Here is a 26582-nt window from a genome sequence, read left to right as displayed (position 1 = left end):
AGGGCTTGTGAAGACTTTCACGTGCGCTCGGGCGCCCCGGCATCGCTCGGGGCCGGCGGCGTGGAGTCCGACGTCCCGGGGTGCAGCGGGCGCAGCCACACCCACAGCAGGAACAACAAGCCGAGGAGGAGCATCCCGAGACCCATCCAGAGATTGATCCGGACTCCGGCCGCCTTGTCGACCTCGGCCGCGCTGTCCAAGGCCCCCACGATCGTGAGGATTATGCCGTAGAGAGTGAAGAGTCCACCGATGATCATCCGCAGGTCGAAGAGATTGGATGATGCGCTGGCCTTTTCCTCTTCCTTGCTGTCGATCTCCATCGGTGGCGCCTCCCCTCGGTCAGACGAATATCAGCGACAGGGCCAGTGTGATGCCCAACGCCGTGAAGCCCAAGAGCTTCGGCGAACGCCACCATTCCGGCTTCGGGACGGACTTGGGATCAGGCGCGCTCGGATCGGGTACGCCGTAGACCAGTCCGGCGAGCTCCGCGACCGGCTTCGGCTTGGTGAACAGGGTCACCCCGACGGTGACCACGGCGTCGATGACGAACGCCGCGATCGCGCCGTAGAAGTTGAGCATCTGGGCGTTGACCAGCTTGTGCGTCGGGTCGTAGTGGCCGCCGGGGTAGAAGTAGCTGATGTTGTAGCCGACGAAGTGCATGACGCCGGCCGCGATCGTGCCGGACAGCAGGCCCCAGAAGCCGGACACGATCGACGTGCGCTTCCAGAACATGCCGATGATGAAGGTCGCGAACAACGGTGCGTTGAAGAAGGAGAAGAGCAACTGGATGTAGTTCATGATGTTGCTGTAGCCGGAGGCGATGAACGCCGTCCCGATGCCGATCACGACGCCGACCACGGTGACGATGCGCCCGACGTTGAGGTAGTAGCGGTCGGGCCGGCCGCGTCTGATGTAGGGCATCCACAGGTCGTAGGTGAAGACCGTGTTGAAGGAACTCACGTTGGCGGCCATACCCGCCATGAATGCCGCCAGTAGCCCGGTGAGCGCGATGCCGAGCACGCCGTTGGGCAGGAACTTGCCCATCAACAGCGGGATCGCGTCGTTGTAGGTCTTCGATCCGGTTCCGAAGTGCGGGATCACGACCAGGGCGATGAGCCCGGGGATGATGGTCAGGAACGGGATGAAGATCTTCGGGAAGGCCCCGATCAGCGGAGTGCGCTGGGCGGCGGAGAGGTCCTTGGCCGACAACGCCCGCTGCACCTCGGTGAAGTTCGTCGTCCAGTAGCCGAAGGAGAGGACGAAGCCGAGACCGAAGACGATGCCGATCCAGTCACCGAGCGGGTTGCTCCACGGGATACCGGTGCCCTTCCACGTGGCGAATGCCTTACCGGCCAGCGCCGTACCGTTGTTGATCTTGTTCTCGAGGCCGCTCCACCCGCCGACGGAGATCAGGCCGACGATGACGATCGGGAGCAGTCCGGCGATGATGACGAAGAACTGCATGACCTCGTTGTAGATCGCGCCGGAGAGCCCGCCGAGGGTGATGTAGGCGAGCACGAACGCCGCCGCGACGACGATCGCGAGCGGAATCGGCCAGCCGAGCAGGCTCTGGATCACCAGTGCGAGCGCGTACAGGTTGACGCCTGCGGTGAGCACCTGCGCGAGCGCGAAGCTCAACGCGTTCAGGATGTGTGCCGGGACGTTGTACCGGCGGCGCAGGTATTCGGGCACGCTGTGCACCCGTGAGCCGTAGTAGAACGGCATCATGACCAGGCCGAGGAAGATCATCGCCGGTACGGCGCCGATCCAGTAGAAGTGCACGGTGGACCAGCCGTACTGGCCACCGTTCGCAGCCATGCCGAGGATCTCGATCGCCCCGAGGTTGGCCGAGATGAAGGCCAGGCCGGTCACCCACGCGGGCAGCGAGCGTCCGGACAGGAAGAAGTCCTCGCTGGTGGCGATCGCCCGCCGGGCCAGGATCCCGATCGTGACGACGAGCACGAAGTAGATCGCCAGGATCGTGTAGTCGAGCGAGTTGACATCGAGGCGGGTGGTAGCAGCCAAGACGTGCGGCATGCGCACCACCACCTTCAGATCCGGGCGCCGCAGGGCACTGCGGAAAGATCATGCACCCGGGAGCCGCGCCGCGCGGGAAGCCGCGCGGCGTGTCACCGATCGGTGGGCGGCGCCCCGTCGGTCAGGCGGTCTCGGTGATCGGCCGGTCCACCCACGACATCAGGCCGCGCAGCCGGGCCCCGACCTGCTCGATCGGCTGCTCGGCGCCCTGCTTGCGCAACGCGGTGAAGTTCGGCCGGCCGGCGTCGTCCTCGGCCACCCATTCGCGGGCGAAGGTGCCGTCCTGGATCTCGCCCAGGATCTTCTGCATCTCCTCGCGGACCGCGGGCGAGATGATCCGCGGACCCCGGGTCAGGTCGCCGTACTCCGCGGTGTCACTGCAGGAGTAGCGCTGCCGGGCGATGCCGCCCTCATACATGAGGTCGACGATGAGCTTCAACTCGTGCAGGCACTCGAAGTAGGCGATCTCCGGCTGGTAGCCGGCGTTGACCAGGGTCTCGAACCCGGCCTGGACGAGGGCCGACGTGCCGCCGCAGAGCACCGCCTGCTCGCCGAACAGGTCGGTCTCGGTCTCCTCGGTGAAGGTCGTCCTGATGGCGCCGGCGCGGGTGCCGCCGATGCCCTTGGCGTAGGACAACGCCAGAGCCAGGCCGTCGCCGTGGGGGTCCTGCTCGACCGCGACCAGGACGGGCACGCCCTTGCCGTCGGAGAACTGCCGGCGTACGAGGTGCCCGGGGCCCTTGGGCGCCACCATCGCGACCGTCACGTCGGCGGGCGCCTTGATCAGGTCGTACCGGATGTTGAAGCCGTGCCCGAAGAAGATGGCGTCGCCGTCCTTCAGGTTCGGCGCGATGTCGTCGGCGTAGATGTGCCGCTGCGCGGTGTCCGGCGCGAGGATCATGATGACGTCGGCCTCGGCCGACGCCTCGGCAGGGGTGAGGACCCGCAGCCCCTCCGACTCGGCGTTCACCCGGCTCTTCGAATGCGCCGGCAGACCGATGCGGACGTCGACGCCCGAATCACGCAGCGACAGGGCGTGCGCGTGTCCCTGGCTGCCGTAGCCGATCACGGCGACCTTGCGGCCCTGGATGATCGACAGATCGGCGTCGTCGTCGTAGAAGATCTCAGCGGGCATCGGGTGCGGTGTCCTCTCTCAGGATTTCGGTCTTCAGGATGTCGGAAGTGTGGCGACGGGAAACGACGGGGTTCAGGCGCTGCGTTCGACCGGGCGCAGCCCGGCGGCGCTGGTGATGGAGCGCGGACCACGGCCGATCGCGACCATGCCCGACTGCACCATCTCCCGGACGCCGTAGGGCTCGAGGACCTTGAGCAGGGCGTCGAGCTTGTCCACGGTCCCGGTCGCCTCGATCGTGACGGCCTCGGTGCCGACGTCGACGACCCGGGCCCGGAACAGCTGTGCCGTCTCCAGCACCTGGCTGCGCACGGATGCGTCGACGCGCACCTTCACCAGCAGCAGTTCGCGCTGCACGACCTGAGCCGACTCCAGCTCGACGATCTTGAGGACGTTGATGAGCTTGTTCAGCTGCTTCGTGACCTGCTCGAGCGGCTGCTCCTCGACGTTGACCACGATCGTCATCCGGGAGATCTCGGCGACCTCGGTCGGCCCGACCGCGAGCGACTCGATGTTGAAGCCGCGCCGGCTGAACAAGCCGGCGACGCGGGCGAGCACGCCGGGCTTGTTCTCCACCAGGACGGACAGCGTGTGCCTGCTCACTACATCACCTCGTCGAATGCGGGCCGCACGTCGCGGGCCGCCAGGATCTCGTCATTGCTCGTACCCGACGGCACCATCGGCCAGACCTGTGCGTCCTGACCGACCACGAACTCGCAGACGACCGGCATGTCGTTGATGCCCATCGCCTTGTCGATCGTCGCGTCGACGTCCTCGCCGCGCTCACACCGCAGTCCCACGCAGCCCATCGCCTCGGCGAGCTTGACGAAGTCGGGCACCCGCACGGTGTTGTCCGCGTGTCCGATCGTGCCGAGCCGGGTGTGGGAGTAGCGCTCCTCGTAGAAGAGTGCCTGCCACTGGCGGACCATGCCGAGGTTGCCGTTGTTGATCAGGGCGACCTTGATCGGGATGCCCTCGATGGCGCAGGTGGCGAGCTCCTGGTTGGTCATCTGGAAGCAGCCGTCGCCGTCGATCGCCCACACCATCGCGTCCGGACGTCCCATCTTGGCGCCCATCGCGGCCGGCACGGCGTAACCCATCGTTCCGAGACCGCCGGAGTTGAGCCAGGTGTAGGGGTTCTCGTAGGAGATGAACTGGGCCGCCCACATCTGGTGCTGGCCGACGCCGGCGACATAGACCGCGTCCGGCCCGGCCAGCTTCCCGAGCCGGTCGATGACGTACTGCGGGGCCAGCTCACCGTCCGCGGGCCACTCGTAGCCGAGCGGGTAGGTGCCCCGCCAGTTGTCGATCTGCGCCCACCAGGCGGACAGGTCGGCGGACGGCGTGGCTTCGCGTTCGGCCTGCACGGCCGGCACCAGCGCCTCGAGCACGTCCTTGCAGTCCCCCACGATCGGCACGTCGGCCGTGCGGTTCTTGGAGATCTCGGCCGGGTCGATGTCGGCGTGGATGACCGCGGCGTCCGGGGCGAAGGTCGAGAGCTTTCCGGTGACGCGGTCGTCGAAGCGGGCGCCGAGGGTGATGAGCAGGTCGGCCTTCTGCAGCGCGGTCACCGCGGTCACCGAGCCGTGCATGCCGGGCATGCCCAGGTGCTGGGGATGGCTGTCCGGGAACGCTCCGCGAGCCATCAGCGTGGTCACGACGGGGATTCCGGTGAGCTCGGCGAGCGCCCGCAGCTCGTCCGCGGCGTGGGCCTTGAGCACGCCGCCGCCGACGTAGAGCACCGGCTGGCGCGCCTGCGTGATGAGCCGGGCGGCTTCGCGGATCTGCTTGCCGTGCGGCCGCAGTCCCGGCCGGTAACCGGGCAGGTCCATCGTCGGTGGCCAGCGGAACGTCGTCTGGGCCTGCTGCACGTCCTTCGGGATGTCGACGAGCACCGGCCCCGGGCGGCCGGAGGAGGCGATGTGGAACGCCTCGGCCAGGATCCGCGGGATGTCGTCGGCCGACTGGACCAGGAAGTTGTGTTTGGTGATCGGCAGGGTGATGCCGCAGATGTCCGCCTCCTGGAAGGCGTCGGTGCCGATCTGCGGCCGGCCGACCTGCCCGGTGATCGCGACGATCGGCACCGAGTCCATGTAGGCGTCGGCGATCGGGGTCACCAGGTTGGTCGCGCCCGGACCGGACGTGGCGATACAGACGCCGACCCGGCCGGTGGCCTGGGCATAGCCGGTCGCGGCGTGCCCGGCCCCCTGCTCGTGCCGCACCAGGACGTGCCGCACGCTCGTGGAGTCGTAGAGCGGGTCGTACGCCGGCAGGATGGCGCCACCCGGGATGCCGAACGCCACATCGACACCGAGGCACTCGAGGGAGTGGACGAGTGCCTGTGCACCGGTGACCTGCCGGGGAGACTGTGCCGGAGAGCTCGAGGCTGTCATGTGGCGACCTTCGAAAGACGGACGGTGGCAACAAAAAACCCCTCGTGCCAAGCACGGAGGGGTGAGCGCGTCGACAGGAGTCGACGCGCTAGCTAAGTACGATGACGCAACGGAGCACGAACGAACCGTACGTCGGGCGACATACGAGGTCAACTCAGCGGGACGACAATCCCGCATTCTGGGACAGCCAGTCGGCCCACGTGACCTGTCCGCGGGCCGCATCCGGCGAGGCGATGTTGCTGCGCATGCGGAACGCCCGGGCGGCCTTGCCCGGGATCGGGACCGGAAGCACGGCGGCACGGCCGCCACCGGCGGCGAGCCAGACCCGGGCCACGCCCCGCAACCCGAGCCGCTCCGGGCCGGCGAATTCGCTCACCGCGCCGGAAGGTCCGGTGGCCGCCCGGTCGGCCAGGTGCCGGGCGACGTCGACCGTCGCGACCGGCTCGATCTCCCAGCCGGCCGGGACGACGCAGACCGGGCCGCGCCTGGCCTTGCCCAGCATCGTCGCGACGAGTGAGTGGAACTGCGAGGCGCGCACGATCGAGTACGGGACACCGGAGCGCGCCACCCGCTGCTCGGCGGTGAGCTTCGCCCGGTAGTAGCCGATCGGATTGCGGTCGATACCGACGATCGAGACGTAGACGAGGTGTTCGACCCCGGCGGCCTTGCAGGCGTCGGCGAGCCGCTCGGTGCCCTCGACGTCGACCGCCTCGGTGTTGTGCTGGTCGGTGGCGGCGTGCACGACCACCCGGCACCCGTCGACGGCCTCGGCGAGGCCCCCGCCGGTGGACAGATCGGCCACCACCCGATCCGTGCCAGGGCGGCGCGAGAGCGCTCGGACGCCGTAGCCCCGCTCACGCAGAGCGGCGACGAGTGCTGGCCCGAGCTGGCCGGTGGCACCCGTGACCAGGGCGTCGGAGGCCGACATCCGCGTCCCCTACCCGCAGACCGCGCCCTGCGCGGCGGATCCGACGAGCTTGGCGTACTTCCCGAGTACGCCGGTCGGGTACCGCGCCGGGGCCGGGCTCCATTCGGACCGGCGGCGGGCCAGCTCGTCGTCGTCGACAAGCAGATCGAGTCGACGGGCCGGCAGGTCCAGCCTGATCGGGTCACCCTCGTGAATCAGCGCGATCGGTCCGCAGTGGGCGGCCTCGGGGGCGACGTGCCCGACGCACAGCCCGGTCGTGCCGCCGGAGAAGCGCCCGTCGGTGAGGAGCAGCACGTCCTTGCCGAGGCCGGCGCCCTTGATCGCGCCGGTGACGGCCAGCATCTCGCGCATCCCCGGTCCACCCTTGGGGCCTTCGTAGCGGATCACGATCACATCGCCCGGCCGCAGCGTGCCCTGCGTGACGGCGTCCATCGCGCCCGCTTCGCCGTCGAAAACCCGGGCCGTTCCCTCGAAGGTGTCGTTGTCGAAGCCGGCACTCTTGACCACCGCGCCCTCCGGAGCGAGCGATCCGGTCAGCACGGTCAGTCCCCCGGTGCGGTGGATCGGGTTGGACATCGACCGGATGATCGTGCCGTCGATGTCCGGCGGCGCGATCTCCGCGAGGTTTTCCGCGATCGTGTGTCCGGTGACCGTGAGGCAGTCGCCGTGCAGCAGCCCGGCATCGAGGAGTGCCTTCATCACCACCGGGACACCGCCGACGCTGTCGACGTCGCTCATCACGTAGCGACCGAACGGCTTGACGTCGGCGAGGTGCGGGGTGCGGTCGCCGATCCGGTTGAAGTCGTCCAGGTCGAGTCGGACGCCGGCTTCGTGGGCGATCGCGAGCAGGTGCAGGACGGCGTTGGTCGAGCCGCCGAGCGCCATCACCACGGTGATCGCGTTTTCGAACGCCTCCTTGGTGAGGATCTGGCGCGCGGTGATTCCGTTGTCGATCAGCGCGACGACCGCCTCGCCGCTGCGCTCGGCGTAGACGTCGCGTCGGGAGTCCGCCGACGGCGGCGCGGCGCTGCCCGGCAGGGACAGCCCCATCGCCTCGGCGGCGCTGGCCATCGTGTTGGCGGTGTACATCCCGCCGCAGGCACCCTCACCGGGGCAGGCGTGGCGCTCGATGTCGTCGAGCTGCTCGCGAGTGATCTTGCCCATGGCGCAGGCTCCGACACCTTCGAAGGCGTCGATGATGGTGAGGTCCCGGCCGTCGAGGTGACCGGGAAGGGTGGTGCCGGCGTAGAGGAAGACCGCGGCCAGATCGAGGCGGGCGGCCGCCATCAGCATGCCGGGCTCGGACTTGTCACAACCGGCGAGCAGGACCATGCCGTCGAGCCGCTCGGCGAAGACGACGGTCTCCACCGAGTCGGCGATCACCTCGCGGCTGACGAGGGAGGCACGCATGCCCTCGTGGCCCATCGAGATGCCGTCCGAGACGGAGATCGTGCCGAATTCCATCGGAAAACCGTCGGCACCCCGGACACCCTCCTTCGCCCGCTGGGCGAGCCGGGAGAGCGACAGGTTGCACGGGGTGATCTCGTTCCAGGACGACGCCACCCCGACCTGCGGCTTTCCCCAGTCGTCGTCGGTCATCCCGACGGCCCGGAGCATCGCTCGCGCGCCGGCACGTTGCATGCCGTCGGTGACTTCGTGACTGCGTGGCTTCCGGTGCTGCTGCTGGGGCACGACGCGTTCCTTGAGTCGACGGGTAGGGCGGCCGGACCTCCGATTCGAGGCGGCAGCCGGGCGGCCAGAGCGGTGCGATCAGCCTAGTGCCCCGGGCGGAGCGGCCCGCACGGCAGGCAGGGGCTGCCCGGTCCGCCGCGGTCGGCCCCCTGCTGCGACCATGAGCAGGTGACCTCGCCCGGCGTACTGCGGCTGCGCACCAACCGCACGGCGCTGCTCGCGGTCCTCTTCCTGGTCTTCGGCGTGACTCCGCTGGCGTTCGTCCGGTCGTGGCTGCTCGTCCTCTACCTCGCTCCCGCTCTCGCGGTGCTGTGGATCTACCGGGTCGGCACCGATGTCGACTCCGACGGCGTCACGGTGCGCGCGCTGCTCGGGGTCCGCAGGGTCGGCTGGGACGGGGTCCGCGGGTTGTCGATGAACGGCGCCCGCAAGGTCCGGCTCGTGCTCTCCGACGGGCAGCTACTTCGGATGCCGCTCGTGCGGGCCCGCGACCTCCCGGCGATCGCCCTGGTGAGCGGCGGGCGGGTGCCCGACGTCACGGCGCGGGCAGGCGACAAACAGGAGCAGCCGTCGCGGGGATCGCCGCCGGCCCAGTAGCCGTCGGCCCAGTAACTCTCGACTCAGTAGCCGTCGACGACGGCGTTGATCAGCGGCTCACCGGCGGCCCACCGCCGGATCTGCTCGCCCACGAGCCCGAACGCCCGGCGCGGAAAGCCGGGGACGGCGCCGCCGACGTGCGGGGTGAGCAGCAGCCCTTCGGCGTCCCACAGGGGGTGTTCGGCCGGCAACGGCTCCGGGTCGGTGACGTCGAGGGCTGCCCGCAACCGGCCGGAGAGCACCTCGGCGGCCAGCGCCTCGGTGTCGGCGACCGGTCCCCGCGCGCCGTTGATGAACAGTGCTCCGTCCTGCATCGCGGCGAAGAACTTCGCGTCGGCGAGTCCCCGGGTGGCGTCGGTGAGCGGGACGATGACGACGACGATGTCGGCGTCGGGCAGCAGTGTCGGCAGCTCGTCGACCGAGTGCACCCCGTCGCGCGGGGTGCGGGCCACCATCGTCACGTCCACATCGAACGGCAGCAGCCGCGACCGAATGCCGTCGCCGATCGCGCCGGCGCCGACGATCAGCGCCCGCTTGCCGGCCAATTCGTCGGTCCGGCTCTGATCCCACTTGTGCGCCTCCTGCGCGCGCACGAACCGGGGAATGTCGCGCAGCGCGGCGAGCAGTACGGCGAGGACCCACTCCGACGTGGAGCTGGTGTGCACACCACGCGCGTCGCACAGCATGACGTGCTCGGGGATTCGTCCGACGTAGGCGTCGGCGCCGGCGGACAGCAGTTGCACCACCTGCAGGTCGGACATCTGGGTCACCGCACTGGACAGCTGCGAGCCGCTCAGGAACGGCGGCACCCAGAACCCGGTGGCCCGGGCGGCCTCCGGCAGGTCACCCGTCCCGTTCCAGACCCCGACCTCGACCTCCGCGGGCACGGTGCCGATCAGCTCGCGGCCGTCGTCGGTGGGGAGGAGCACGTATCGGGTCGCCATGCCGGAAAAACTACCGTCCGCGCCGAGCGGTCGATCGGCCGACCACCGCCCCGTGACCGGTGCCGGTCCCGGCCGGTGGATAACCCCGTGCGGGTCACCGCCGGGCCGTACCCTGGGGCCGCGGGCGCGTGTGAGCTGCGGGGACGACGGAACCGCGCCGCGGCAAGGTCGGGGGACACGACATGGGCGTGGTCCGATGAGGGCCGGGGGCGCACCCGAGGGCCGACGTCTCGCTGTCCGATCGCTGGCGGTGGCCGCCTGTGTCGCGCTTCTCGCGGGATGTGGGCTGTTCGGCGGGCATCCTTCGGCGTCGCGCACCTGGTCCTCGCAGGTGACCGGCCCACCCCCGGCGGTCGACCCGCAGGTGCCCGGCCAGACGCCCGGGCAACCGGGTAACCCCAACCCGGGCAACCCCGGGCTGCCACCGGGCCGGTCCGGCGGGAAGGGCGACCCCAACGTGATCGCCCAGGGACTGGCCGCGCCGTGGGGTCTCGCACTACTCCCCGACGGCTCCGCCCTCGTCGGGGAGCGGGACACCGGCCGGATTCTGCAGGTGCAGCCCAACCCGGAGCCGGTCCACGAGGTCATGGCGATCCATCATCTGGACACCCGGGGCGACGGCGGCCTGCTCGGCATCGCGATCTCACCGGCCTACCAGGAGGACGCACTGGTCTACGCCTACATCAGCACCGCCCGCGACGACCGCATCGTCCGGTTCACCCTCGGCGGCACCCCGACCCCGATATTCACCGGGATCCCCCGGGGACCCGGCGACGACGGCGGACGCATCGCCTTCGGCCCCGACGGCGACCTCTACGTCGGCACCGGTGACGCCGGTCACCCGGCGCTCGCGGGCGACCGGCACAGCCTCGCCGGCAAGGTCCTGCGGATCACCGTCTTCGGCAAGCCCGCGCCGGGCAACCCGGTCCCCGGCTCCCCCGTCTTCGCATCCGGCTTCCACGATGTGCTGGGACTGTGCTGGAACCAGCGCAAGGAGCTGTATGCGACCGACGCGGCCAGCCGTCGGGCCGATGAGGTCGACCTCGTCCGGCCCGGCAAGGACTACGGCTGGCCGCGGGCGGAGGGTTCGGCCCGCCGCCGCGGGCTGGTCGACCCACTCGTCACCCTCACCCCCGCCGAGGCCTCGCCGGGTGGTTGCGCGGTGCTCGGCTACGGCCTCTTCGTCGGTGCACTCACCGGCCAGCGACTGCTGAGCGTGCCGCTCAACACGGCCGGACGACCGGCCGGCGCCGCCCGCAGCCTGCTCACCCGCGTGTACGGGCGGCTGCGGAGCGTCGTGGCGGCGCCGGACGGGGCGCTGTGGGTGACCACGTCCAACCGCGACGGACACGGCCACCCGACCGCTCTCGACGACCGCGTACTGCGCATCCTGCCGCCGTCGGGAACGACCATGTCGCCGCTCTAACCGGGACCGGCCGGAGGTTTTCCCTCGCACGCCCGTCGACTACGGTGACCGGACGTGACCGCCCCCCGCGCATCATCCCGCGACCTGACCAGTGCAGCGCCGGCCCTCACTCCGTGGCTGCAACCGGAGTGCATCGGCGTCAACCGCCTCGCCGGTCGGGCGAGCACGCTCCCCTACCGGACGGCCGACGACGCCCTCGCCGCCACCGCCGAGCAGACCCTCTCGCTGGACGGCCGGTGGTCCTTCCGGCTCGTCGATGCACCGGAAGCGACTCCGGCGGACTTCCCCGACCCGTCGTACGACGTCAGCGGCTGGGACCGGGTCGAGGTCCCCGGCAACTGGACGATGCAGGGCTACGACCGACCGCAGTACACCAACGTCATCATGCCGTTCGAGCCCGACGACCCGCCGCGGCTGCCGGAGCACAACCCGACCGGCCTCTACCGGACCACCGTCGACGTACCGGCCGAGTGGTCCGGTCGGCGGCTCGTGCTGCACTTCGGTGCGGCGACCTCCTGCTACTCGGTGTGGGTCAACGGCATCGCGGTCGGCGTCGGCAAGGACAGCCGGCTGCCGAGCGAATTCGACGTCACGGAGACGCTGCACACCGGCGTCAACACCGTCGCCGTACAGGTGGTCCGCTGGTCGGACGCCTCCTACATCGAGGACCAGGACCAGTGGTGGCAGGCCGGCATCAACCGGTCGGTCGCGCTGCACGCCACCGCTCCGACCCACATCGCCGATGTGGCCGTAGATGGCGGCTACGACGTGGCCACGGGAGCGGGCTCGCTGGGAATCCAGGTGCGCGCCGGGCGGCTGCCGAGTCCACAGTGGACTGTCCGCGCGCAGTTGTACGACGGCGACGGCGCGGTCGGCGCACCGCTGTCGGCCGAGGCGATCGGCGACGGGCGGAGCTGGCCGCGCGACGGGATCGCGACGCTGCGGTCGACGGTCGCCACGGTCCGGCCGTGGTCGGCCGAGCGGCCGACGCTCTACACGGTCGTGGTGTCGTTGCACGATCCGGACGGCACCGAGGTCGAGGCGACCCGGGTGCGGACCGGTTTCCGCAAGGTCGAGGTGCGGGACCGGCAGTTGCTGGTCAACGGCCGGGCCGTCTACATCAAGGGCGTCAACCGGCACGAGCACCACGACCGCCGGGGCAGCGCCGTCGACCGGGAGACGATGCGGCGCGACGTCGCGCTGCTCAAGTCGTTCAACGTGAATGCGGTGCGCTGCTCGCACTACCCGCCCGACCCGTACTTCCTCGACCTGTGTGACGAATACGGCCTCTACGTCGTTGACGAGGCCGACATCGAGAGCCACGCGCACTACGACTCGGTCTGCCGGGATCCGCGTTACGCCGCGGCGTTCCTCGACCGGGGTTCGCGGATGGTGCTGCGCGACCGCAACCACCCGGCGGTGATCCTGTGGTCGCTCGGCAACGAGTCCGGCTACGGGCCCAACCACGACGCGATGGCCGGCTGGATCCGGCACACCGACTCCACCCGCCCGCTGCATTACGAGGGGGCGCTCCGGCGCGGCTGGGACAGCGGGCACGCGTCCAGCGACATCGTCTGCCCGATGTACCCCTCGATCGCCGCCATCGTCGAGTGGGCGCGGACGACCACCGACCACCGCCCTCTGATCATGTGCGAATACGCGCACGCCATGGGCAACTCCTGCGGCAACCTGGCCGACTACTGGGCGGCGATCCGCGCCAACCCCGGACTGCAGGGCGGCTTCATCTGGGAGCTGCTCGACCACGGGATCGCCGTACAGACCGAGGACGGCCGGGACTACTGGGCCTACGGCGGCGACTTCGGTGACGAGCCGAATGACGGGAACTTCTGCTGCGACGGCCTGGTCTGGCCGGATCGCGCGCCGCATCCCGCCATGTGGGAGTGTTCCCGGCTCTTCCAGCCGGTCACGGTGGAGCCGGCGGAGCTGGCCGACCGCAGCGTGCTCGTCGGCAACGACTACGACTTCCTCGACCTGTCCCACCTCAGCGGTGAGTGGGAGATCACGGTCGACGGCGTGGTGACGCAGCAGGGCGCACTGCCGGAACTGTCGACCGCGCCGGGTGAGTACGACCTGGTGACGGTCCCCTACGCCGATCCGGCGGCGCAGCCGGGGCAGGAAGTGCACCTGATGCTGCGGTTCCGCGACCGGCGCGACGACCCGCTGCTCGGCGCGGGCCGGGAGGTGGCGTGGGTGCAGCTGGCGCTGCCGTCCCCGGCTGCGCCCGCGACGACGCCGAACCGCGGAGCGGGGCGGCTCACCGTCACCGAGACCGACGGCGCGATCGTGGTCGACGGGGACCGGGTCCAGGTGTCGGTCGACCGCACCGACGGTCGGCTGGCCGGCTGGCGCGTCGACGGCGTCACGCTGGTCGACGCCGGCCCGCACCCGACCGTCTGGCGGGCACCGACCGACAACGACGCCGGCGCGGCGCAGGCCCGGTGGGCCGAGTGGGGACTGGACCGGGTCGAGCGCAGGGTCGACGACGTCGCGGCGAGCACGTCGGAGGACGGGACCGTGACCGTCGACATCCGGGCCTGGCTCGTCGCGCCCGCGGCGAAGGAGATCGGCCACCACCAACGGATCGTGGTCCGCCCGGACGGCGTACTGGAGATCGAGGACTCCTTCGACGTCGACGCCGAGCTCGACGACCTGCCCCGGCTCGGCGTGACGCTCATGGTCCCGGCCGGGTTCGAGCAGGTGTCGTGGTTCGGCCGCGGCCCGCACGAGTCCTACTGCGACCGCTGGGTCGGTGCTCCGGTCGGCCGATGGGACGGCACCGTCGACGGGCAGTACGTGCCCTACGTGCGGCCGCAGGAGCACGGCAACAAGACCGAGGTGCGGTGGCTGGCCTGTCGGCGCGACGACGGCGCCGGCGTCCTCGCCAGCGCGGTACGGCCGTTCGAGGCCAAGGTGAGCCACTTCTCCGACGCCACGGTCACCGCCGCCCGGCACACGGTCGATCTCGTCCGCGACGACGCCGTGCACCTGTCGCTCGACGTCCGCCAGCGCGGGCTCGGGGGTGCCAGCTGCGGACCGGACACGTTGTCGGCGTACCGGATCCCGACCGGCGTCCACCGCCTCGCCTACCGGCTGGCCCCGCTCGCTGCCGGCGACGACCCCGCCCGCCGGCACCGCGACCTGGCCGGGTGATCCGACCCGGCGGACGCGACGTCAGGCGTCGACGCCGAGCCGGGTGAGGATCAGCTGGCGTACGACGGTGGCGTCGGCCTGCCCGCGGGTGGCCTTCATCACCGCTCCGACGAGCGCGCCGGCGGCCGCGACCTTGCCGCCGCGGATCTTGTCCGCGACGTCGGGCTGGCCCGCGATGGCCGCGTCGACCGCGGCGCCGAGCGCGTCGGTGTCGGTGACCCGGCGTAGTCCGCGCTCGATGACCACCTCGTCGGGGTCACGGCCGGTCTCGAGCACCCCGTCGACGACCTGGCGGGCCAGCCCGGTGGACAGCGACCCGTCGGAGATCAGCTCGATCACCCGGGCGACCTGGTCGGGCGTGATGGTCAGCTCCGCCGGTTCGATCTCGGTGGCGTTGGCCTTCTGCGCGAGATAGCCCAGCCACCAGTTGCGCGCGTCGTCGATCGACGCGCCCGCGGTCACGGTCGCGGCGACGAGGTCGACGACGCCGGCGTTGGCCATCGCCTGCATGTGCTCCGGCGTCGCGCCGAGCTCGGCGCCGAGCCGGGCCCGCAGAGTGGCCGGGAGCTCCGGCAGCTCAGCGCGGATCTTCTCCACCACAGCCGGATCGGGGGCCAGCGGCACGAGGTCGGGCTCCGGCAGATAGCGGTAGTCCGTGGCCTCCTCCTTGCTCCGGCCGGAGGTCGTCTCCCCGCTCTCTTCGTGGAAGTGCCGGGTCTCCTGGACGATCCGCTCGCCCGCGTCGAGGACCGCCGCCTGGCGGAGCATCTCGAACCGCACCGCGCGCTCGACCGAGCGCAGCGAGTTGACGTTCTTCGTCTCGGTCCGGGTGCCCCACTCCGCCCCGCGCGCCGCAAGAGAGGTGTTGACGTCACAGCGCAGGCTGCCCTGCTCCATGCGGACGTCGGAGACGTCGAGGGAGCGCAGGATGTCGCGCAGCTCGGTGACGTAGGTGCGGGCGACCTGCGGAGCATGGTCACCGATGTCGGGTATCGGCTTGGTGACGATCTCGACGAGCGGGATGCCGGCCCGGTTGTAGTCGACGAGGGAGTGCGTCGCGCCGTGGATCCGCCCGGTCGCGCCGCCGACGTGCAGCGACTTGCCGGTGTCCTCCTCCATGTGCACCCGCTCGATCCCGATGCGGTAGGTCGTTCCCTCGACGTCGACGTCGACCCACCCGTCGGTGCACAGCGGCTCGTCGTACTGGCTGATCTGGTAGTTCTTCGGCATGTCGGGGTAGAAGTAGTTCTTCCGGGCGAACCGGCACCACGTCGCGACCGAGCAGTGCAGCGCCAGCCCGATGCGCATGGCGTAGTCGACCGCCGTGGCGTTGATCACCGGCAGGCTGCCCGGCAGCCCGAGGCAGACCGGGCAGGTCTGGGTGTTGGGCTCGGCGCCGAACGTCGTCGAGCAGCCGCAGAACATCTTCGATGCGGTGCCCAGTTCGACGTGCGTCTCCAGCCCGATCACCGGCTCGTAGCGGGCGTTGACGTCGTCGTACGTCGGGAGGGTGAGAGTCATGACGCCTTCCGGGCCCGGGTCAGCGACACGACGGCGAAGACCGCAGCGCAGACGACGACGGTGACGACGAGGGCGGAGGTCGCGGCCTCGGCGGAGGACAGGATGACGCCGACACCGACCGAGACGAGGAAGCCCATGATGAAGATCACGAGGGTGACTTCGCGCGCACTGACCAGACGCGTCGGGCGCTTGCCCCGGGGCCCGTTCTCCGGCATCGCGCTCACAGTGCGGGCGCCTCGTCGAGCAGGGGGTGGCCGCGGGTGGCGTCGGCCGCGGTCTCGAACGCGGCCCCGACGAAGTAGCACCGGTCGTCGGCCTGCGCCGGCGCCATGATCTGCAGTCCCACCGGCAGGCCCTCGGACCGGCCGCAGGGGACGGAGATCGCCGGTACGCCGGCCAGCGACGCCGGCAGGGTGGCGAGGTCGGCGGCGTACATGGCCATCGGGTCGTCGATCCGCTCACCGATCGGGAACGCCACCGTCGGCGTCGTCGGCGACACGAGCACGTCGCAGTCCTCGAAGGCGGCGTCGAAGTCACGGCTGATGAGGGTGCGGACCTTCTGCGCCTGGCCGTAGTAGGCGTCGTAGTAGCCGGCGGAGAGCGCGTAGGTGCCGAGGATGATCCGGCGCTTGACCTCCGCACCGAAGCCCGCGTCGCGGGTCATCGACATGACCTCTTCGAGGCTCGCCTGCCCGTCGTCGCCGACCCGCAGGCCGTAGCGCACCCCGTCGAAGCGGGCCAGGTTGGACGATGCCTCGCTGGGCGCGATCAGGTAGTAGGCCGGAAGGCCGTAGCCGAAGTGCGGGCAGGACACCTCGCGGACCGAGGCGCCGAGCGACTCGAGCACCGCCACCGCCTCGGTGAACCGCTGGGTGACGGCCGGCTGGTAGCCGTCGCCGCCGAGCTCGGTGACGACGCCGACCCGGACGCCGGACAGGTCGCCGGCCGCACCGCGCCGGGCGGCGTCGGCCAGCGCCGGAAGCGGGGCGTCGATGCTGGTGGAGTCGGCCGGGTCGTGACCGCCGATCACCTCGTGCAGCAGCGCGGCGTCGAGGACCGTGCGGGCGAGCGGGCCGGCCTGGTCGAGGCTGCTGGAGAAGGCCACCAGGCCGTAGCGGGACACCCCGCCGTAGGTCGGCTTGTGTCCGACCAGGCCGCAGACCGCGGCCGGCTGCCGGATCGAACCGCCGGTGTCGGTGCCGATGCCCAACGGTGCTTCGTAGGCGGCGACCGCCGCGGACGAGCCGCCCGAGGAGCCGCCCGGCACGCGGGCCAGGTCCCACGGGTTGTGGCTCGGCCCGAACGCGGAGTTCTCCGTCGAGGAGCCCATCGCGAACTCGTCCATGTTGGACTTGCCGAGCACGACGACGCCCGCGGCGCGGAGCTTGGTCGTGATCGTGGCGTCGTACGGCGGGATCCAGCCGTCGAGGATGCGCGACCCGCAGGTCGTGGGCAGCCCGGCGGTGACGATCACGTCCTTGAGTGCGAGCGGTACGCCGGCCAGCGGTCCGGCCGACTCACCGGCCGCACGCCGCTCGTCGACGATCTTGGCGGCGGCGAGCGCGCCGTCGGCGTCGACGTGCAGGAAGGCGTGCACCCGATCGTCGACCACCGAGATCCGGTCGAGGTGGCCTTGGGCGACCTCGACGGCGGACACGTCGCCGCTCGCGATCGCGGCGGCGGTCTCGGCCGCGGTGGCTCGGATCAGGTCGGGCACCCGGGTCAGCCTTCCTCGTCGAGGATGCGCGGCACCCGGAAGCGGTGGTCCTCGACCGCCGGCGCGGCCGCGAGGACGGCGTCGCGCGGGAGCGACGGCGTGACGACGTCGGGTCGCGCGACGTTGGTCAACGGCACGACGTGCGACGTCGGGGGTATGTCGGCGGCGGCGACCTCGCCGACCCGGGCGACCGCCCCGAGGATCACGTCGAGCTGGCCGGCGAAGACGTCCAGCTCCTCGTCGGTGACGGCGAGCCGGGCGAGCCGGGCGAGGTTGGCCACCTCGTCACGGGTGATGCCTGCGGGGTCGGGCATGGGCCCGAGTCTACGGCGGGCCCGACGACGACCTTTCACCCACGGCAGCGCGGCCCGGAGCGGCCAGGCAGGATAGGAACCATGAGTAGCACCTCCTCGCCGCTGCCGTCCGGCATCGCCGCGTGGGTGGCCGGTGCCCGGCCCCGCACGTTGCCGGCCTCGGTGGTCCCGGTGCTGGTCGGCAGCGGCGTGGCCGCGACGGCCGGCCCGTTGGCCTGGTGGCGCGCCGCGGCCGCGCTGGTCGTGTCGCTCGCCCTGCAGATCGGGGTCAACTACTCCAATGACTACAGCGACGGGATCCGCGGCACCGACACCGACCGGGTCGGCCCGGTGCGGCTGACCGCCTCCGGCCTCGCGTCACCGCGACGGGTGCTCGCCGGCGCGCTGGTGTCCTTCGCCGTCGCCGGCGGGGTCGGCCTGACCCTGGCCGCGGTCACGTCGTGGTGGCTGGTCCTGGTCGGGGCGGCCAGCATCGCCGCGGCCTGGTTCTACACCGGCGGCTCCCGGCCCTACGGCTACCGCGGGCTCGGCGATCTCGCGGTGTTCGTTTTCTTCGGTCTGGTCGCCGTCGTCGGCACGGCGTACGTCGCGTCCACACCGCCGCACGTGAGCGCGCTCGCCGTGGTCTGCGCCGTACCGTGCGGCCTCCTGGCGGTGGCCGTTCTGGTCGCCAACAACCTCCGGGACATCCCCCGCGACCGGGAGGTCGGCAAACGCACGCTGGCCGTGCTGCTCGGCGACCGGCGTACCCGGATCGGATACGTCGCGTGCATCGTCGTCGCCTTCGGCTTCGTCATCGCCGCGGCGGTGCTCCACCCGTGGGCGGCGGTCGGCCTGCTCGCGATACCTGTCGCGGTGAATCCGGTGCGCCGGGTCATGCGCGGTGACACCGGTCGGGATCTGGTCGCGACACTGGTCGCGACCGGCCAGCTGGAGCTGGCGTTCGGCATCCTGCTGACCATCGGTCTGGTGCTCTAGCGGTGGTCTCGACGTTCCTGCTGCGGGTCGTGATCCCCGACCGGCCCGGGATGCTCGGCGCAGTCGCGAGCGCGCTCGGGTCGGTCGACGCCGACATCATCAGCCTCGACGTCGTCGAGCGGACACAGGGAGGCGCGGTCGACGACCTCGTCGTCGAGCTTCCCGACGGGCGGTTGCCGGACACCCTGGTGAGTGCGGCCAGAGCCGTCGCGGACGTACGGGTCGAGTCGATCCGGGTCTATGCCGGCGCGCTGGACACCCAGCGCGAGCTGGAGCTGATCGAGGCGATGACCGACGATCCGTCGCGGGCGGTCGCCCAACTCGTCGCCGGCGTCCCGCGGATCTTCCGGGCCGGCTGGTGCGTGGTGGTCCGGCGTACCGGTGCCGATCAGGCCGTGGTCGAGGTGGTGAGCAAGCCGGCGCCGGCCGACCCGGGCAAGGTCCTCGACGGTTTCGGCCCGATGTCCTTCGACCGGGCCCGCATCCTCGACCCGGACACCGACCTGTTGCCGGACTCGTTCGTCGCGATGGAGACCGACCTGATGGCCGTCCCGTTCGACGGGTCCGGGCACGTGCTCGTCGTCGGCCGGCCGGGCGGGCCGGCGTTCCGGCCCAGCGAGGTGGCCCGGCTGGCCCACCTCGCCGGCATCGGCCTGACCATCAGCGACGGGCGCTGCGCGCTCTGACGGTGCGGCGTCAGCTGTTGGTGTTGCCGGCCGACCAGGTCGACCACGGCACCGACCAGTCGCCGTAGGTGTCGTAGACCGGCAGTTGCGGACCGCCGGAGTTGGAGACCTCGACCACGTCGCCGGGTCCGAAGTGCGCGTAGAACCACTGGGCGTTGGGCACCGAGAGGTTCACGCAGCCGTGGGAGACGTTGGAGGCTCCCTGCTGGCCCGTCGACCACGGCGCGGCGTGCACGAACTCGCCGTCGTTGGAGATCCGCTCGTCCCAGAAGACCGATTCCCGGTAGTAGCCGGGCTGGCCCTTCTTCACGCCGTACGTCGCCGAGTCCATGATCACCTTCTGAGACTTCTCGGAGATCACGTGGATACCGGTGTGGGTCGGCGTGTGCGTGGTGCCCAGGCTGATCGCCATGTTCCGCACGAGCTTGCCGTTGTGGAAGACCCACATCCGCTTGGTCGCGCCGTTGGCCTTCGCGACCCACGAGTCGTGCACGCGCAGCGTCAGATCGCGGTCGGTTTGGCCGTAGACGCCGTCGCCGAGATCGACGCCGTAGATGGCGGCGTGCATTTTGATCGTCGTCCCGGGCTGCCAGTACTTCTCCGGGCGATAGTGGACCTCGGTGTTGGAGATCCAGTACCACGCCCCGGCTTGCGCCGGTGTGGACGTGACCTGGAGCCGCTTCTGGGTCGCTGCCTTGTCGGCGATGGGGTGGTCGAACCGGACGACGATCGGCTGGCCGACCCCGACGTCGGTCTCACTCGGCGGCGGGATGAACGACGGATAGGCCTGCGCCTGCGGCGAGAGGGTGTGCACCGTCCCGGTCCGGTGCACGGCGCCGCCGGTCTTCGCGACGGCGTCGGCGCTGACCGCATAGGCCTTGGCGTAACCGAGCGGCTCGTTGGTCGACCACGTGGTCTTGTCCGCGCCGTAGGCGCCGCTGACCTGCTTGCCCTGGGGGCTGGTGACCACGACGGACTTGAGCGTGCCCTTGTCGACCTTCACCACGATGGGGTCGGTCGGGTTCATCGGGGCGTTCTGCGGGCTGATGCTCACGTCCGCGGCCGGCTTCGGGGAGGGCGTCGGAGACGCGGAGGCCTTGTGGTCGGCCGGCTTGTTCTGCGACTGGTTCCCGGAGCTCTTCTGGGAACCGGAAGCTTTGTTGCCGGACGAGCCGCTGGAGCATCCGGCGAGAGCGAGGGCGGCGGCCGCGGCTACTGCCGCACCGGTCACCAACGCGCGTCGTTTCGTCCGGAACGCTCGTCTCATACAGCTACTCCCTGCTCTGATCGTCGACCCCGAAGGTGACGGGGCCCCCGCCCACGAGAACCATGTCTCGCACGCTGAGCCGTGGCTACGACGATGCCGTCTGTGACCTATACCCGACTCGTCCCCGACGATACCTGGGCGCGCAGATCTACCTTTCGGCCGTGCCCGGAGTTACCGCACGACCACGCTCAGGACTCGACGTGGGCGGCCTCGCGCGCGGCATCCGGCCCTTGCTCGAGCAGTACGGCGAAGCCGGCGTCGTCCAGGATCGGGACCTTCAGCGTGAGCGCCTTGTCGTATTTCGAGCCGGGGCTCTCACCGGCGACGACGAAGTCGGTCTTCTTCGACACCGATCCGGTCACCTTCCCGCCACGCGACTGCACCGCCTCGGTCGCCGAGTCGCGGCTGTGGTCGACGAGGCTTCCGGTGACGACGATCGTGATCCCCTCGAGCGGTCGAGGACCCTCCTCGCCGCCCGTCTCGGTGAGCTCCACGCCGGCCGAACGCCATTTCTGGACGACATCGCGATGCCAGTCGACCGCGAACCAGTCGACCACCGCCTGCCCGATCGTCGGCCCCACTCCCTCGACGGCGGCCAACTCCTCGACCGACGCCTCGGCGATCCGATCGACCGAGCGGAGCTCGCGCGCCAGAGCCTGCGCGGCCGTCGGACCGACGTGGCGGATCGACAGCCCGACGATGACGCGCCAGAGCGGGCGGTGCTTCGCCTGCTCGAGGTTGTCCAGCAGCTTCAGGGCGTTGGCGGACAGGCCGCCGTCCTTGCGGGTGAAGAAGTCGGCCTCGGCGAGCCGGTCGGCGGTGAGCTGGAAGACGTCGCCCTCGTCCTGCAGCAGACCGGATTCGAGCAGCGCGACCGCGGCTTCGTAGCCGAGCACCTCGATGTCGAACGCGCCCCGCCCGGCCAGGTGAAACACCCGCTCCCGCAGCTGCGCGGGGCACGACCGCGCATTGGGGCAGCGGATGTCGACGTCGCTCTCCCGCTCGCGGCGCAGCGTCGTACCGCACTCCGGGCACTGCGTCGGCATCACGAATTCGCGCTCGGAACCGTTGCGCAGGTCGACCACCGGGCCGACGATCTCCGGGATCACGTCGCCGGCCTTGCGCAGCACGACGGTGTCGCCGATCAGCACTCCCTTGCGGCGTACCTCGTCGGCGTTGTGCAGCGTGGCGAGCTCCACCGTCGACCCGGCGACCTTCACCGGATCCATCCGGCCGAACGGGGTCACCCGCCCGGTGCGGCCGACGTTGACCTGGATGTCGAGCAGCTTGGTGGTGACCTCCTCGGGAGGGTATTTGAAGGCGATCGCCCACCGGGGTGCGCGCGAGGTCGAGCCGAGCTGACGTTGCACCGCGATCTCGTCGACCTTCACGACGATCCCGTCGATCTCGTGCTCCACCGAGTGCCGGTGCTCGCCGAAGTAGGCGATGCGCTCCCGCACCTGGTCGAGGGTGTCGACCACGCGATAGTGGTCGCTCACCGGGAGCCCCCAGGCGCGCATCAGGTCGTACCACTCCGACTGCCGCACCGGCTCGACCCCACGGTGCGCTCCGACGCCGTGCAGCACCATCCGCAGCGGGCGGGTCGCGGTCACCCGAGGGTCCTTCTGCCGCAGTGACCCGGCGGCGGCGTTGCGCGCGTTGGCGAACGGCGCCTTTCCGGACTCCACGAGGGCGGCGTTGAGATCGGCGAACCGCTCGGTCGGGAAGTAGACCTCGCCGCGCACCTCGAGCAGCTCCGGAATCGGGTGGTCGCGGTCGCCGGTCAACTCGGTCGGCACGTCGTCGATGGTGCGGATATTGGGAGTGACGTCTTCGCCGGTGCGGCCGTCGCCCCGGGTGGCCGCTCGCACGAGTCGGCCCTTCTCATAGACCAGGTCGACCGCCAGCCCGTCGACCTTCAGCTCACAGAGATAGGTCGTGCTGGCGCTGGTCTCCCGCTCCACCCGGGCCGCCCAGGCGTCGAGCTCCTCGTCGGAGAAGGCGTTGTCGAGACTGAGCAGCCGCTCGAGGTGGGTGACCGGGGTGAAGAGGGTCGAGTAGGTGCCGGCCACCCGCTGGGTGGGCGAACTCGGGGTCCGCAGGGACGGGTGGTGCTCCTCGATCTGCTCGAGCTCGCGCAAGAGGAGGTCGTATTCGGCGTCGCTCACCGTCGGGGCGTCGAGCACGTAGTAGCGGTAGGCGTGGTCGTCGAGCTCGCGGGAGATCACGGCGTGCCGCTCCCGCACCTCCGCCGGCGGCTCGCCCTCGGCGGCGACCACCCCTTCGACCTCGGTCACGACCGGCCTCTCCTTACGTCCTCGGTGCGCGCCTCGCGGCTGCCACCGGCCTCTTGGCGCAGAGTAGCGAGCCGCACCGACATCCGGCGGCGCGATGGCGACGGACATTGACCCTCACCCCACCGGTATGCCGCGCCACGGCGCGGGCTCGATGGTCGCGGCGACGACCGCCAGGAACGTCTCGGCGTCACGCAGCAGATCGTCGGCGTCCCGTTGCGTGACTACCCCGGTCGCACCCGCCTCGGCCGCCTGACGCGTCGCCGCCCCGGCGGCGAAGAAGGCGGCCCATTCCGTCAGCTCCGGGGCAAGCGCGCCGAGCAGCGCCCACGCACTCACCGGTCGCCGCGGGCGGCCGGCACCGGCATGGGCGCGCGAGGCGAGCACCGCCGCGGCTCCCCGCAGGGCGGCGAGGTGGGCGGCGACATAGCGCTCGGCCGGGCGCTGTGCGGCCGCTGCCTCAACGAGGCAGGTCTGCGCAAGATCCAGCATGGTGACCGACGACCGTGACGGCGGCGGTCGCAGGCGGGTCGGACTCATCTCGGCACCCTCCCCGGGGACGCGGTGTTCGAACATGTGTTCGAAGATTAGCGCTCCCCGAACCACCCGCGCAACCGTCGTCCCCAGCGTTCGGCGGCGCCCCAGGCGGCGCTTGATTCCGCGTCAACGTCACGTTGAGGCGGATAGAGCGCTTGAACGTGCCGTTCAAGCGGAATGGGGGTGCCCAAACGTTCAGCATCAACGTGACGTTGATGCCGCTAGGGGGCTTGAACGTCACGTTCAAGCCGAATGCTGGGCCGCGGCTCCGTCAGCCCGTCGACATCGTGCGCCGTACTCGCATCCCCGGGGCAGATCGGCGAGTAGCACGCACGATGTCGGCCCAACCTGCCGCGTACGCCGACGCACGCCCTCCATTCCGCGTCAACGTCACGTTGAGGCGGATAGAGCGCTTGAACGTGCCGTTCAAGCGGAATGGGGGGCGCGCTGGGAGCGGCGAGGTCAGGCGTCGTCTGGGTGCGGGTGGACCCGCTGGGGGGCGCCTTGGCGGTCCTCGCGGCCCGGCCACCCGACCCGGTAGAGGCAGGTGTCGCAGCCCATCCGGATGTCGCCCGCGATGGCCTCCCGGTAGCGCTCGAGTACCACTTCCGCGGCCTCCGGGGTGTCGGCGAGCTCCTCGGTGACCGTGGCCACGTCGAGGCCGGCGGTGGCCTTGTCGAGCAGTCTCCCGGGGGCGAGGGCGTACGCCGCGACGGCGACCTCGTCGTAGCCGAGCCGCCGGAGCCGGTCGACGGCCTCGGCGACCGTCGGCGTGGTCGCCGAGGCAAACCCCGCCTCGACCGGGGCCGAAGCGCGGCGCCACTCCCACAGCCGACGGGCGTCGGCGACGACGTCGGCGTTGGCGTCCGGATCGGCCGAGCCCACCGCCGCCAGCACCACCGCCGTACGCCGGTCCACGCCGGCCTCGTCGAGGCGCCGGTCCAGGGCGGCGAGCAGGCCGGGATGGGGCGCCAGCGGCCGGGCCTGGTGCAGGTGCCGGTCCGGCCGCCGGGCGGCCCGCACCGCCGCGGCCACGTCGCCCTTCGTGTGGGACGCCGCGGTGAGCAGCAACGGGACCACCACCGTCGGCCGCGTCGACAGGTCCTCCAGGGCGCGGGTGACCGACGGCGACGTGTGGTCGACGTAGGACAGCCGTACGTCGACCTCCGGCGCGCCCGCGCGGACCCGTTCGATCAGCCGGTCCAGCGCCGGTGCCGCCCGCTCGTCCCGAGATCCGTGGGCGACCGCGAGCAGCACCGGATCGGTCATCCGACCGTCCGGGCCAGCCGGACCACCTCACCGACGACCACCACGGCCGGCGACCCCATTCCGGCCTGGCGTACGTCGGCGGCCAGCGAGCCGAGCGTCGACGTGAGCGTGCGCTGGGCGGGCGTCGTCGCCTCTTGGACCACCGCGGCCGGGGTGTCGGCCGACCGGCCGTGCCCGATCAGGGTCTGGCACACCGACTCGAGCCGCTCCATCGCCATCAGCAGCACCAGGGTCGCCGGGCCGGACGCCAGCGCCGCCCAGTCGACCGTCGATCCGGTGTGGGTGGGATCCAGATGCGCCGACACGACGGCGAAGTCGGCGGCGATCCCGCGGTGGGTCAGCGGGATACCGGCCATCGCCGGACCGGCGAGAGCCGACGTGACCCCGGGGACGACGTGCACCGGCACGCCCGCCTCGGTGCACGCGGCGACCTCCTCGCCGCCCCGGCCGAGCACGAACGGGTCGCCGCCCTTGAGCCGCACCACGTGCAGACCGCGCCCGGCCCGGTCGACCAGCAGCTCGTTGATCTCCTGCTGGGTCGCCCCGTGTCGGTAGGGCGCCTTGCCTACGTCGATCACCTCGACGTCGTCGTCGACCGTGTCGAGCAGGCCGCGGGGCGCCAGCCGGTCGACGACCAGCACGTCGGCGTCGGCCACCAGCGCGCGCCCCTCGACCGTGATCAGACCGGGGTCGCCGGGTCCTCCCCCGACGAGCGTGACCCGGCCGGCACCCTCCCGACGGGACCGGCGGACGGGCAGCTCGGAGCGGTCGAGCAGGGTCGAGATCCGGTTGCGGATACGGACGGAGCGGACCGGGTCGTCGGAGGACACGGCGACGACCACCTCGCCGGAGCGGGCGACGGCCGGTGTGCGGGCGGTCCCGTCCGGCGCGGCGTCGGCCCGCACGCAGGGAATCTGCCGCTGCTCGGCCGCGGCGGCGACCTCGGCGTTGACGGCGGGATCGTCGGTGCAGGCGTGCGCCATCCACGCCCCGTCGAGGTCACCGTCGACGTAGGAGCGCCGGTGCACGGTGACGTCGGCGTCGAAGTGACCCGTGACGACGGGTGCCACGACGTGTACGTCGGCGCCCGCGTCGCGCAGCCCGGCGACCCGCCGCTCGGCGACCGGCCCGGCCCCGACGACGACGACCCGGCGGCCGGTCAGGTCGAGGACGACCGGGTAGCCCACGCTCACCGGGCACCGCCGATCGGGCCGCCTGCGACGGTCTCCGCCGGCGTCGGGATGATGGTCATGAGGCTCTCCTGGTCTGCTGGTCGGTCCTCGTGGCGTCGAGTCGTGAGGGGCGACGTACCCGGGTCCGGCGCCTGCAGACGAGGCGAGATGGTGCGACGGGAGAGGCGCCGACCCGATTCAGTCGGACGGACAGACCGCGCTGGCGACCCGCTGCAGATCGACATGCAGGCGAGCGACGAGCACCGCGGTCGCAGACATGCAGCACAGGATCGCACAGGTCGGCAACATCGGTCGACAGACAGGGTGTGCGAACCGAGTGATCATGTGCGATCCTAGTCGGCGTGACGGACCGCGGTGTACCTCTCGTCGCGAGGCTGCATGTCGATCTGCAGCACGCGATCAGCGCCGCCTGTCCGGTGTCCATCTGACACCGCAGACCCTGACCAGCAGGCGTACTGACGCAGCGCCGCGCAGGAGCGTCACAAC

General features: G+C 71.1%; 22 protein-coding genes. 5 read left to right on the top strand and 17 right to left on the bottom strand.

The genetic code is table 11. The features are described from left to right. Nucleotides 1–17 precede the first annotated feature (17 nt). The 7 genes from VGH85_01665 to ilvD all read right to left on the bottom strand — a co-directional run bounded on the left by VGH85_01665 (nt 18) and on the right by ilvD (nt 8182). Entirely contained in the window at nt 18–320 is a 303-nt protein-coding gene (locus tag VGH85_01665) for a hypothetical protein (protein HEY2172497.1), read from the bottom strand. A gap of 19 nt (nt 321–339) precedes the next feature. After that, nucleotides 340–2025 carry a sodium:solute symporter family protein gene (locus tag VGH85_01660; protein HEY2172496.1) on the bottom strand — a complete coding sequence of 562 codons (1686 nt, stop codon included), beginning with the start codon at nt 2023–2025 and terminating at the stop codon, nt 340–342. 133 nt (nt 2026–2158) lie between these two features. After that, nucleotides 2159–3172 (bottom strand): ketol-acid reductoisomerase, encoded by a 1014-nt coding sequence (ilvC, locus tag VGH85_01655; protein ID HEY2172495.1) that lies wholly within the window; start codon nt 3170–3172, stop codon nt 2159–2161. Nucleotides 3173–3244: 72 nt separating this feature from the next. Beyond that, entirely contained in the window at nt 3245–3772 is a 528-nt protein-coding gene (ilvN, locus tag VGH85_01650; protein ID HEY2172494.1) for an acetolactate synthase small subunit, read from the bottom strand. Further along, nucleotides 3772–5562 (bottom strand): acetolactate synthase large subunit, encoded by a 1791-nt coding sequence (locus VGH85_01645; GenBank protein HEY2172493.1) that lies wholly within the window; start codon nt 5560–5562, stop codon nt 3772–3774. Before VGH85_01645 ends, ilvN begins: the two co-directional genes overlap by 1 nt. A gap of 154 nt (nt 5563–5716) precedes the next feature. Then, nucleotides 5717–6490 carry an NAD(P)H-binding protein gene (locus tag VGH85_01640; protein ID HEY2172492.1) on the bottom strand — a complete coding sequence of 258 codons (774 nt, stop codon included), beginning with the start codon at nt 6488–6490 and terminating at the stop codon, nt 5717–5719. 9 nt (nt 6491–6499) lie between these two features. Beyond that, nucleotides 6500–8182: a dihydroxy-acid dehydratase gene (ilvD, locus tag VGH85_01635; protein ID HEY2172491.1), complete on the bottom strand. Its 1683-nt coding sequence runs from the start codon at nt 8180–8182 to the stop codon at nt 6500–6502. 168 nt (nt 8183–8350) lie between these two features. Here ilvD and VGH85_01630 point away from each other — a divergent pair, with 168 nt between their 5' ends. Then, the gene (locus VGH85_01630; GenBank protein HEY2172490.1) at nt 8351–8779 is read left to right on the top strand and encodes a PH domain-containing protein; all 429 of its coding nucleotides are present in this window, start codon (nt 8351–8353) and stop codon (nt 8777–8779) included. 23 nt (nt 8780–8802) lie between these two features. Here the strand turns inward: VGH85_01630 and VGH85_01625 are convergent, their stop codons facing one another. Continuing rightward, the gene (locus VGH85_01625; protein ID HEY2172489.1) at nt 8803–9723 is read right to left on the bottom strand and encodes a 2-hydroxyacid dehydrogenase; all 921 of its coding nucleotides are present in this window, start codon (nt 9721–9723) and stop codon (nt 8803–8805) included. Between the two features lie 250 nt (nt 9724–9973). Here VGH85_01625 and VGH85_01620 point away from each other — a divergent pair, with 250 nt between their 5' ends. Further along, on the top strand, nt 9974–11149 hold the full coding sequence (locus tag VGH85_01620; protein HEY2172488.1) for a PQQ-dependent sugar dehydrogenase: 1176 nt from the start codon (nt 9974–9976) through the stop codon (nt 11147–11149). Nucleotides 11150–11203: 54 nt separating this feature from the next. Beyond that, complete coding sequence (locus VGH85_01615; protein HEY2172487.1) at nt 11204–14320, top strand: glycoside hydrolase family 2 TIM barrel-domain containing protein; 3117 nt, start codon at nt 11204–11206, stop codon at nt 14318–14320. A 21-nt stretch (nt 14321–14341) separates the two neighbouring features. On the opposite strand, the gene gatB is transcribed toward VGH85_01615, so the two are convergent. The 4 genes from gatB to gatC are packed head-to-tail and all read right to left on the bottom strand — an operon-like array spanning nt 14342 to nt 17872. Then, nucleotides 14342–15841: an Asp-tRNA(Asn)/Glu-tRNA(Gln) amidotransferase subunit GatB gene (gene gatB / locus VGH85_01610; GenBank protein HEY2172486.1), complete on the bottom strand. Its 1500-nt coding sequence runs from the start codon at nt 15839–15841 to the stop codon at nt 14342–14344. Further along, nucleotides 15838–16056 carry a hypothetical protein gene (locus VGH85_01605; protein HEY2172485.1) on the bottom strand — a complete coding sequence of 73 codons (219 nt, stop codon included), beginning with the start codon at nt 16054–16056 and terminating at the stop codon, nt 15838–15840. The genes gatB and VGH85_01605 overlap by 4 nt, the downstream gene beginning before the upstream one ends. A 5-nt stretch (nt 16057–16061) precedes the next feature. Beyond that, nucleotides 16062–17558 (bottom strand): Asp-tRNA(Asn)/Glu-tRNA(Gln) amidotransferase subunit GatA, encoded by a 1497-nt coding sequence (gatA, locus tag VGH85_01600; protein ID HEY2172484.1) that lies wholly within the window; start codon nt 17556–17558, stop codon nt 16062–16064. 5 nt (nt 17559–17563) lie between these two features. Then, on the bottom strand, nt 17564–17872 hold the full coding sequence (gatC, locus tag VGH85_01595; GenBank protein ID HEY2172483.1) for an Asp-tRNA(Asn)/Glu-tRNA(Gln) amidotransferase subunit GatC: 309 nt from the start codon (nt 17870–17872) through the stop codon (nt 17564–17566). A gap of 81 nt (nt 17873–17953) precedes the next feature. On the opposite strand from gatC, the gene VGH85_01590 reads away from it, so the two are divergent. Further along, nucleotides 17954–18850 (top strand): 1,4-dihydroxy-2-naphthoate polyprenyltransferase, encoded by an 897-nt coding sequence (locus VGH85_01590; GenBank protein ID HEY2172482.1) that lies wholly within the window; start codon nt 17954–17956, stop codon nt 18848–18850. A gap of 2 nt (nt 18851–18852) precedes the next feature. Continuing rightward, the gene (locus tag VGH85_01585; GenBank protein ID HEY2172481.1) at nt 18853–19536 is read left to right on the top strand and encodes an ACT domain-containing protein; all 684 of its coding nucleotides are present in this window, start codon (nt 18853–18855) and stop codon (nt 19534–19536) included. Between the two features lie 10 nt (nt 19537–19546). On the opposite strand, the gene VGH85_01580 is transcribed toward VGH85_01585, so the two are convergent. The 5 genes from VGH85_01580 to cobA all read right to left on the bottom strand — a co-directional run bounded on the left by VGH85_01580 (nt 19547) and on the right by cobA (nt 26096). Continuing rightward, nucleotides 19547–20803 carry an Ig-like domain-containing protein gene (locus tag VGH85_01580; GenBank protein HEY2172480.1) on the bottom strand — a complete coding sequence of 419 codons (1257 nt, stop codon included), beginning with the start codon at nt 20801–20803 and terminating at the stop codon, nt 19547–19549. Between the two features lie 188 nt (nt 20804–20991). Next, nucleotides 20992–23082, bottom strand: a complete 2091-nt coding sequence (gene ligA / locus VGH85_01575; GenBank protein HEY2172479.1) for an NAD-dependent DNA ligase LigA — start codon at nt 23080–23082, stop codon at nt 20992–20994. Nucleotides 23083–23214: 132 nt separating this feature from the next. Continuing rightward, the gene (locus tag VGH85_01570) at nt 23215–23637 is read right to left on the bottom strand and encodes an SAV_6107 family HEPN domain-containing protein (GenBank protein ID HEY2172478.1); all 423 of its coding nucleotides are present in this window, start codon (nt 23635–23637) and stop codon (nt 23215–23217) included. A 459-nt stretch (nt 23638–24096) separates the two neighbouring features. Next, nucleotides 24097–24903, bottom strand: coding sequence for a CbiX/SirB N-terminal domain-containing protein (locus VGH85_01565; GenBank protein ID HEY2172477.1), 807 nt, complete (start codon nt 24901–24903; stop codon nt 24097–24099). Then, a complete protein-coding gene (cobA, locus tag VGH85_01560) occupies nt 24900–26096 on the bottom strand; it encodes a uroporphyrinogen-III C-methyltransferase (GenBank protein ID HEY2172476.1) in 1197 nt (398 codons plus the stop codon). Before cobA ends, VGH85_01565 begins: the two co-directional genes overlap by 4 nt. Nucleotides 26097–26582: the final 486 nt, after the last annotated feature.

It is taken from the genome of Mycobacteriales bacterium, assembly GCA_036497565.1.
Lineage (GTDB): Bacteria > Actinomycetota > Actinomycetes > Mycobacteriales > QHCD01 > DASXJE01.
Note: the sequence above shows the minus strand (reverse complement) of the source record. Positions and strands in the feature narration are given on the sequence as shown.

Coding starts and splice junctions, on each gene's coding strand:
- VGH85_01665 (HEY2172497.1), bottom strand. CDS start 320: ATGGAGATCGACAGCAAGGAAGAGGAAAAGGCCAGCGCATCATCCAAT.
- ilvC (HEY2172495.1), bottom strand. CDS start 3,172: ATGCCCGCTGAGATCTTCTACGACGACGACGCCGATCTGTCGATCATC.
- VGH85_01645 (HEY2172493.1), bottom strand. CDS start 5,562: ATGACAGCCTCGAGCTCTCCGGCACAGTCTCCCCGGCAGGTCACCGGT.
- VGH85_01640 (HEY2172492.1), bottom strand. CDS start 6,490: ATGTCGGCCTCCGACGCCCTGGTCACGGGTGCCACCGGCCAGCTCGGG.
- VGH85_01625 (HEY2172489.1), bottom strand. CDS start 9,723: ATGGCGACCCGATACGTGCTCCTCCCCACCGACGACGGCCGCGAGCTG.
- gatB (HEY2172486.1), bottom strand. CDS start 15,841: ATGACTCTCACCCTCCCGACGTACGACGACGTCAACGCCCGCTACGAG.
- VGH85_01605 (HEY2172485.1), bottom strand. CDS start 16,056: ATGCCGGAGAACGGGCCCCGGGGCAAGCGCCCGACGCGTCTGGTCAGT.
- gatC (HEY2172483.1), bottom strand. CDS start 17,872: ATGCCCGACCCCGCAGGCATCACCCGTGACGAGGTGGCCAACCTCGCC.
- VGH85_01590 (HEY2172482.1), top strand. CDS start 17,954: ATGAGTAGCACCTCCTCGCCGCTGCCGTCCGGCATCGCCGCGTGGGTG.
- VGH85_01580 (HEY2172480.1), bottom strand. CDS start 20,803: ATGAGACGAGCGTTCCGGACGAAACGACGCGCGTTGGTGACCGGTGCG.
- VGH85_01570 (HEY2172478.1), bottom strand. CDS start 23,637: ATGAGTCCGACCCGCCTGCGACCGCCGCCGTCACGGTCGTCGGTCACC.
- VGH85_01565 (HEY2172477.1), bottom strand. CDS start 24,903: ATGACCGATCCGGTGCTGCTCGCGGTCGCCCACGGATCTCGGGACGAG.